The sequence below is a fragment of the Pedobacter hartonius genome (genome assembly GCF_900107535.1).
Lineage (GTDB): Bacteria > Bacteroidota > Bacteroidia > Sphingobacteriales > Sphingobacteriaceae > Pedobacter > Pedobacter hartonius.
Genome location: NZ_FNRA01000015.1, coordinates 102,713 through 110,802, shown reverse-complemented (window position 1 = coordinate 110,802; position 8,090 = coordinate 102,713). Strand labels below are relative to the sequence as shown.

The 8,090-nt window shown below is 42.3% G+C and carries 4 protein-coding genes, 1 tRNA gene and 1 other RNA gene; 2 read left to right on the top strand and 4 right to left on the bottom strand.

Translation table 11 applies throughout. The features are described from left to right. Nucleotides 1-21: 21 nt before the first annotated feature. Nucleotides 22-94, bottom strand: a tRNA-Lys gene (locus tag BLW16_RS20995). Between the two features lie 301 nt (nucleotides 95-395). Here BLW16_RS20995 and BLW16_RS20990 point away from each other — a divergent pair. Beyond that, nucleotides 396-893 carry a D-glycero-alpha-D-manno-heptose-1,7-bisphosphate 7-phosphatase gene (locus BLW16_RS20990; protein WP_090559845.1) on the top strand — a complete coding sequence of 166 codons (498 nt, stop codon included), beginning with the start codon at nucleotides 396-398 and terminating at the stop codon, nucleotides 891-893. 273 nt (nucleotides 894-1,166) lie between these two features. Here the strand turns inward: BLW16_RS20990 and BLW16_RS20985 are convergent, their stop codons facing one another. The 3 genes from BLW16_RS20985 to ffs form a co-directional block, all read right to left on the bottom strand. After that, entirely contained in the window at nucleotides 1,167-1,796 is a 630-nt protein-coding gene (locus BLW16_RS20985) for a reverse transcriptase domain-containing protein (protein ID WP_217631614.1), read from the bottom strand. A 466-nt stretch (nucleotides 1,797-2,262) separates the two neighbouring features. Continuing rightward, nucleotides 2,263-2,934, bottom strand: a complete 672-nt coding sequence (gene fsa / locus BLW16_RS20980) for a fructose-6-phosphate aldolase (protein WP_090559844.1) — start codon at nucleotides 2,932-2,934, stop codon at nucleotides 2,263-2,265. 103 nt (nucleotides 2,935-3,037) lie between these two features. Beyond that, nucleotides 3,038-3,137, bottom strand: an RNA gene (gene ffs / locus BLW16_RS20975) — signal recognition particle sRNA small type. A 441-nt stretch (nucleotides 3,138-3,578) separates the two neighbouring features. On the opposite strand from ffs, the gene gltB reads away from it, so the two are divergent. Next, nucleotides 3,579-8,090, top strand: coding sequence for a glutamate synthase large subunit (gene gltB, locus BLW16_RS20970; protein WP_090559843.1), 4,512 nt, complete (start codon nucleotides 3,579-3,581; stop codon nucleotides 8,088-8,090).

Here is an 8,090-nt window from a genome sequence, read left to right as displayed (position 1 = left end):
TCTCTTTGATATTGTTTCTTGTGATCCCGCTGGGATTCGAACCCAGGACCACTACATTAAAAGTGTAATGCTCTACCAGCTGAGCTACGGAATCATCATTCTTTTCAGAACTTTACTCTAAGCGTTTCCTTTTAAAGTGATGCAAATATAGGAGTACCATCCATATAGTGCAAATAAAAATGCGGTGTAACGTATAGTACCCTGATCCTAAGCCTGATTAATTACATTTCGTGTTAAATAAACGTTAAATTGATGCAAAAAAGGCCGTTTTAACCCTTGTATAAAGGTTGAAGTATTTCGGATTTCCAGCAAAATTTCGATTTTCTTTCCAATAATTATATTCAATCATACGCTCCTTTAAATTATATTTTGATATTTGGAGCAAATACGAAATAATGAACAAAGCAATTTTTTTAGACCGTGATGGGGTACTGAACCATGAGATTTACGATTATATCACCAGACTGGAAGATTTTGAAGTCCTGGAATACCAGATTCCTCCTTTAAAAAGATTTTTTGACGAAGGCTACCTGTTAGTAGTAATTACAAATCAGGGAGGGATTGCTTTAAAGCGTTATACGGAAGAAACGCTTGCAGACATGCACGAGATATTGTTTAATAAATTTGAAGAGCAGGGGGCCGAGATTATTCATGCTTACTATTGTCCGCACCATCCCACAGTTTCCGGAGATTGCGAATGCAGAAAACCAAAATCAGGTATGCTGCTGGAGGCTATTGTAGAATATAACATTGATCCTGCTCTGTCTGTTATGATAGGAGATAAACCCAGGGATGTTGCAGCAGCAAACGGGGCAGGGGTGAAGGGCATCCTCATCGAGCCGGACGAACAGATTGACTATGATAAAGTAAAAGCTGTTTTAGCCGGAGCATAACAACCGGATAACCGTGTAAAGCAGGTAATCCGGTTAATCAAGTAGGAAGTAGGAGATTATTTCTCCTACTGTCCTCTCACACCACCTTTGTTCTAAATATTGTTATTGTTTAGACCGAAGGTGGTGTTATTCTAAACTAAAAGTTTCTTAAAATACGTTTATTAAAAGACAGGGGTGAACTTGCTCACACCATAGCTTCAGAGCTTTGTACGGTATTAGTCCATTCTCCATGATACCACTAGATACAGACGAATAAGCTTTAAAATTCGCTTATCACTTATCCTTGTTCATGAGCTTGTCGTGGTTTACCCGATCAAAGAGCTTATCCAGATCCAGATCAACAATCCATGCAAAACCTCCATTGATGTATTCCTGAGCTTTGAGCACTGCCTGATGTGCATTGCGGTTAGGCCGGAACCCATAACTGTTTGCTGAAAAATCGCTCTTATACTTTGGGCTTAACCATTGGGAAATAGCTTGTTGTATTAACCTGTCGATTACTGTGGGAATACCCAACATCCTCATTCCACCACTCGCTTTAGGTATCTCTACCTTTCGCACAGCCTGGGAATGATAACTGCCGTTCAAAATATCAACCCGTAATACTTGCCAGTTCGTATTTAGGTAGTCACGAAGTTCATCGGTCTGCATACCATCAATACCACCCGCCCCCTTATTGGCAGTAACCTGCTTAAAGGCTCTTTGTATATTTCGGATGTCTAATATTTCTTCAAGCATACTACAAAAAAACTTCCTTCCAGACATTGTGCACATTGGTTGCACAGCTCGGCTCAGCTCCTCCTGCTCTTTACTTTCGGGTTCCGCCCTATTCTCCTGCAGGTAGTTCTCTAATGTGTTTCTGCTGTTATTGCTCTGCCATAAACTTCCTGTTTCCCTTGTCATCCTAACATTCAGTCCTCCCTAAAAAAAATAGGTGCTATGGCTTCTGCTGACTTCTCCCTATAACGAATAACCATTATTGATCTGGTTATTGTTTCTTCTACGACAATCGCGCTTGCCTTCGACAGATTACAGGGAGATCTCCTGGGGTAAGGCAATCCGCTTTCTGTGGATGTGGCCTCTGCATCTACGTAGTGATAATCCGTGCAGTATCAGGCTTTTGTTTGTCTTGCAACATCACCCATATCACCTCGCCTTATATACAGTTCCTGTTCGTAGCCCTCCATATTTGCCTCCAGCTTCCTTCGGATTCGCAGTCGCCCACGACACCCTTGCTATTGGCTCACACTTCCTACTGCAAAGTGTGTTCGGGACTTGCACCCTATAGCTGATCGCCATGCCCAGCACACAAGAAAAAGCCGGTCTAAGAATCTCAGACCGGCTTTTATATATTCTTATACAGAATGAATTATGCTTTAACTGCTGCTTCTGCTGCTTTTTTATGGTCAGCAAGGAAGGTAGCTAAACCGCTGTCAGTTAACGGGTGTTTTAATAAACCTAATATAGCTGTTAACGGGCCAGTCATTACGTCTGCGCCTAATTTAGCACAGCTAATGATATGCAATGGTCCGCGGATTGATGCGGCAAGGATTTCAGTGGGGTATCCGTAGTTATCAAATATCAAACGGATATCTTCAATTAATGTTAAGCCTTCAGAACCGATATCGTCTAAACGGCCAAGGAATGGAGAAACATAAGTTGCACCTGCTTTAGCAGCTAATAAAGCCTGACCTGCAGAGAAAATTAACGTACAGTTTGTTCTGATCCCTTTAGAAGTGAAATATTTAATTGCTTTCACACCATCTTTTATCATTGGAACTTTAACAACGATCTTCGCATCTAATGCAGCCAGGGCTTCACCTTCTTTAATAATTTCTTCGTAAGTGGTTGAAATCACTTCAGCACTTACTTTGTCATCAACGATCGCACAAATTGCTTTGTAGTGGTTGATTACATTTTGTTCGCCAGTGATACCTTCTTTGGCCATAAGGCTGGGGTTGGTAGTCACACCATCTAAAATACCAAGATCCTGCGCCTCTTTAATTTGATCAAGGTTAGCCGTGTCAATGAAAAATTTCATGATTATATAATTTAAGGAAAAATAAACTGCGGAATAAATCAGCGTATACTTTGAACGGAAGATTGTGCATTGAAAGCATAGTCAATCTGAAAAAAAAGTAAAAAATGGGCAAGCAACCTTTATCGCACCGCTACAACCTTCTACCCTTGCTTCGTTCCCGCCCTGGGGGAGTTCAAAGGGAGCTGATCGTAAAGGACTTGCCCACTGCAAATGTAGCAAAAGAGTTCAGTCTACAAAAGTCTAAACAACAATTTTTAGCTATCTTTTGTACTTTTTGTGATAATAGATTGAAATTTAGGGGATTGTATCTGAATAAAAATTAAATATTCGTGTTTAACCACCGGCTGCAAAAAAATCGGTATTTGAGGCTCCAAAGCCATTTTTTATTATGAATTACTATATATATAGTGTATATTTAACACTATCAGTACAAATAACATCTCAAAACGGGGGGATGCAACCACTAATCAAAAACGAATCTAGATAATAAGCTTATATATTTGCTAATTTTAACATCATAATATTACAAATATGTTAAAGTATACTACTGATCTTTGTACTATTCTTTATTTTTCATAAAAAAAATATGAATTTAACAATTTGAGAACATTTTGATTATCTTAGTGTTTCGAATACATTAAGATATGGAACAAATAGAAGAGAATCAAAGCTTATATCATTCAAGCTTTGAACACGATGCCTGCGGTATTGGTTTTGTTGCTCACGTGAAAGGAAGAAAATCCCAGCAAATCATTTCGGATGCCATTACTATTTTAGAAAACCTTGACCACAGGGGAGCTGTTGGTGCTGAAATTAATACCGGTGATGGCGCAGGTATTATGATCCAGGTTCCGCACGAATTTTTATATGATGAGTGCCTTAAAATAGGATTTAGCCTAAATCAGTCAGGTGACTATGGGGTTGGAATGTTGTTCCTTCCAAAGGACGTTAGAGCAAGAGAAGAATGCAGAGAGATCATTTACCGCGTAGCTGAAAAGCTGAGCCTGGAAGTTTTAGGTTTCAGAAAGGTAAATACAAACCCTACAGACATTGGTAATATGGCTTTATCAGTAGAGCCGGAAATGGAACAGGTATTTATTGCCCGTCCTGACAGTATTGCTGCCGGTGCTGATTTTGAACGTAAGCTATATGTGTTAAAGAATTATCTTACAAAAACCATCCTTAACACGGTAAAAGGCATAAAAGGCGACTTTTATATCGCTTCTTTCTCTTCACGTACTATAGTATATAAAGGACAATTGACCTCGTTGCAGGTACGTACATATTTTACAGAACTCAGTGATAAAAGAGTAGTTTCAGCATTTGGCCTTGTACACTCCAGGTTCGCCACAAATACTTTCCCTTCATGGAAATTGGCCCAGCCATTCCGTTATATCGCTCACAATGGCGAGATCAATACACTGCAGGGTAACCTGAACTGGTTCCGCGCAAGTGTAAGATCATTTGCTTCAAGCTATTTTACTGCCGAAGAACTAAATATGCTGCTGCCGTTTATCGACGAAACACAGTCGGATTCCGGCTGTCTCGATAACGTGGTAGAATTATTAATGCACGCCGGCCGCTCTTTACCACACGTATTGATGATGCTGATTCCTGAAGCATGGGACGGCAATGACGATATGGATGAGCTGAAAGCTGCCTTTTATAAATACCACGCTACTTTAATGGAGCCATGGGATGGCCCGGCTGCTATTGCATTTACTGACGGAAACATTATCGGCGGTACGCTGGACAGAAACGGACTGCGCCCGGCAAGATATGCGATCACTGAGGATGACCGCGTGATCATGGCCTCCGAATCAGGTGTGCTTGCACTTGACCAAAGCCAGATCATCGAAAAAGGCAGATTGACTCCCGGAAAAATGTTCGTAGTGGACATGGAAGAAGGAAGGATCATTAGCGATGACGAAATCAAAACCAAAGTATGCGGTAACCGTCCGTATGCAGACTGGATCAACCAATACCAGATCCGCCTGGAAGAGCTTTCTGATCCTAGGGTTGTATTTACCGGCTTATCTAAAGAATCTATCTTTAAATATCACCAGGTATTTGGTTATAGCAGGGAAGATATTGACCTGATCTTAAAACCGATGGCTTTTGAAGCCAAGGAAGCAATAGGATCTATGGGGACAGATATCCCGTTGGCGGTACTTTCTCAAAAACCACAGCACCTGTCTTCTTATTTTAAACAGCTGTTCGCACAGGTAACAAACCCCCCGATTGATCCGATCAGGGAAAAGGTGGTCATGAGCCTTGCAGGATTCATGGGTAATAACGGTAACCTGCTTGAAGAAAATGCAATGCACTGTCATTGCGTGGGAATCAAACACCCTATATTAACTAACCTTGAACTGGAAAAAGTCCGCAGTATTGATACAGGAGTTTTCCAGTCGAAAACCTTACAGACCTATTTCAGGGCTGACGGCAAACCAGGCTCACTGGCAAAAGGCCTTGAACGCTTATGCCGCTATGCGGTAGATGCAGTGGAAGATGGCTTCCAGGTGATTGTACTGTCAGACCGTGCACTGGATTCTGAACATGCTGCAATTCCATCCTTACTGGCTGTATCTGCAGTTCACCATCACCTGATCCGTAAAGGTCACAGGGGTGCTGTAGGCCTTGTTGTGGAGGCAGGAGATGTTTGGGAAGTACATCATTTTGCCTGTTTAATAGGCTTTGGTGCTACCGCAGTGAACCCTTACCTTGCTCTTGAAACCATCAGCGGTTTCGATAAAGAAAGTAATCTTAAACCAGAGAAACTGATTGAGAACTATATCTATGCGGTGAACAGCGGCTTGCTGAAGATCTTCTCTAAAATGGGAATCTCTACACTGCAGTCTTACCATGGTGCACAGATCTTTGAAATTTTAGGTATCCACAAAAATGTGGTTGATAACTATTTCAGTGGTGCTGTTTCCAGGATCGGAGGTTTAGGACTGGATGAAATTGCCCGTGAAGCTTTGATTAAACATGCACGCATGTTTGGTAAATCTACGAGACCTGATACCATCCTGACTACCGGCGGTAATTATAAATGGAGAAGAAAAGGAGAGCAGCATTTGTTCAACCCGCAAACGATCCACTTGTTGCAGAACGCCACCCGTAAAAACGATTATAATATTTACAAACAGTACAGCAAACTGGTAAACGAGCAAACTAAACAGGCTTTTACCATCCGCGGACTGTTTGAATTTAAATATAACCGTCCTTCTGTTCCTTTGCAGGAAGTGGAACCGGTTGAAAATATATTAAAACGTTTTGCAACAGGTGCCATGTCATTTGGTTCTATTTCACATGAAGCGCATTCAACACTGGCAATTGCAATGAATCGCATCGGCGGAAAAAGCAATACCGGTGAAGGTGGTGAAGATGAACTGCGTTATGAAACAATGGCAAACGGCGATTCAATGCGTTCATCGATCAAACAAATCGCTTCTGCACGTTTCGGCGTAACCAGTAATTACCTGACCAATGCTGATGAGCTGCAGATCAAAATGGCACAGGGTGCAAAACCAGGTGAAGGCGGACAGCTGCCAGGACACAAAGTTGATGACTGGATCGCAAAGGTTCGTCACGCAACGCCTGGCGTAGGACTGATTTCTCCTCCTCCACACCACGATATTTACTCGATTGAAGATCTGGCACAGCTGATCTTCGACCTCAAAAATGCAAATAGGGAAGCCAGGATTAATGTGAAACTTGTATCTAAAGCTGGTGTGGGTACAATTGCTGCCGGTGTGGCGAAAGCACATGCTGACGTGATCCTTGTATCCGGATTTGATGGTGGTACAGGCGCTTCTCCGCTGACGTCGGTTCAGCATGCCGGATTACCATGGGAACTGGGATTGGCCGAAGCACATCAGACATTAGTGAAAAACCGTCTGCGCAGCAGGGTAGTATTACAAACAGATGGCCAGTTAAAAACCGGAAGGGATATCGCTATCGCTGCTTTACTGGGCGCTGAAGAATGGGGTGTAGCGACAGCTGCCCTGGTTACTTCGGGATGTATCATGATGAGAAAATGCCATTTGAACACTTGTCCGGTAGGTGTGGCCACACAAGACCCTGAACTGAGAAAACTGTTCACAGGTGAAGCAGACCATGTGGTTAACCTTTTCCATTTCCTTGCCGAAGAACTTCGCGAGACTATGGCTGAACTCGGTTTCAGAACAATAGAAGAAATGGTAGGCCAGTCAGACGCCTTAGTAACACGTGCTATTGACCCTGAAGATTGGAAACTGAAAAACCTTGACTTATCAGCTATCTTATATAAAGCACCTGATACAGGCGTAACATTATACAATACTGAAAAACAGGATCACGGAATTGACCATGTACTGGATCACCAGCTGATCGCTGCTGCACAGCCATCATTGCTGAACAAAGAGATTGTCTTCAAAGAATTTGAAGTGATCAATACTGATCGTGCAATTGGTACAATGTTATCAAATGAATTGTCTAAGATCTATAAAGGCGCAGGTTTACCTGCCGATACGATCAACTTTAAATTCCATGGTTCTGCCGGACAAAGCTTTGGCGCTTTTGCTGCCAGGGGTATCTCCCTGGAACTGGAAGGCGAGGGTAACGATTACGTTGGTAAAGGCCTTTCAGGCGCACGTTTATCCATCTACCCATTCAGGGAAGTGAAATACGTGCCTGAACAAAATATCCTTATCGGTAACGTGGCCTTATATGGCGCCACATCAGGTGAGCTGTATGTACGTGGTTTGGCAGGTGAGCGTTTCGCTGTAAGGAACTCAGGAGCCACCGCAGTTGTTGAAGGCCTGGGCGACCATGGTTGTGAATATATGACCGGAGGTGAAGTGCTGGTACTCGGAAATACAGGCAGCAATTTTGCCGCTGGTATGAGTGGCGGTGTAGCCTGGATCTATAATGTAAACGGCGATTTTCCAAATAAATGCAATAAGGAGATGGTGGATCTTGATCCGCTGAATGAGGAAGACGAACTTCGCATCAACAACTTGCTTAAGAAACATATTCAGCTGACAAAGAGTAAACTTGCTGAGTTTATCTTAAGCGACTGGGCAACTCAGTCTGCCCACTTTATCAAAGTATTCCCTAAAGAATACAAAGCAGTTTTATTAAAAAAGAGCCTTAAAGTTAAAACATCGTAA

Coding starts and splice junctions, on each gene's coding strand:
- BLW16_RS20985 (WP_217631614.1), bottom strand. CDS start 1,796: ATGACAAGGGAAACAGGAAGTTTATGGCAGAGCAATAACAGCAGAAAC.
- fsa (WP_090559844.1), bottom strand. CDS start 2,934: ATGAAATTTTTCATTGACACGGCTAACCTTGATCAAATTAAAGAGGCG.
- BLW16_RS20990 (WP_090559845.1), top strand. CDS start 396: ATGAACAAAGCAATTTTTTTAGACCGTGATGGGGTACTGAACCATGAG.
- gltB (WP_090559843.1), top strand. CDS start 3,579: ATGGAACAAATAGAAGAGAATCAAAGCTTATATCATTCAAGCTTTGAA.